This window comes from Arthrobacter sp. 10T419 (assembly GCF_056394105.1).
The window spans coordinates 1-542 of the sequence record NZ_JBFTHF010000031.1; the positions used below are offsets into that span (position 1 = coordinate 1).

Below are 542 nucleotides of genomic sequence, written 5' to 3' on the forward strand. Positions count from 1 at the left end.
GTTGCGGGGCGATCTTTATATCGGATTTTTTGCTGACACGCCTTCCGGAGGCATCGGACCGAATGCGGCTGTGCTTTCGCCGAACGGGGCGTTTCTCTATACCCCTAACATGGGCAGCGGCACCGTCGGCGTTCATGCACTGGCTGCCGGTTCTGGCCTCATTGTCGGTACCAACGCGTTTGCAGTGGGTTCGGCGCCGACCGATATCGCGATGGCACCTTCCGGCCAGTTTGCCTACGTGGCCAACAGCGGCAGCAACAATATTTCGTCTCTTCAGATCGATGCCACAACAGGCATGCCGACAACGGCTCCGGTGAATGTTGCTGCCGGGATAGGCACCCAAAGGCTGCGCGTGACGCCGAACGGGAAGTTTCTGTACGCGCCGGCGCTCAATGGATCGGTCTACGGCTACGCGATTAACGGGACGAGCGGTGCCTTGACCGCGGTGCCGGGCAGCCCATTCCCCACCGGCAACGGCAACGTGGCGATCGCCATTGTCGAGCCGAGGCCCTGAGGAGAGGCGGGCCGGTTGCGGTTCCAGC

1 protein-coding gene is annotated in these 542 nt (G+C 62.2%); it reads left to right on the forward strand.

Translation table 11 applies throughout. The annotated features are described in order from the left end of the window. Nucleotides 1-514: beta-propeller fold lactonase family protein (locus tag AC1DBD_RS17725; protein WP_476982705.1), on the forward strand; the 514-nt coding region annotated here is incomplete at its 5' end. Between the last annotated feature and the right edge of the window lie 28 nt (nt 515-542).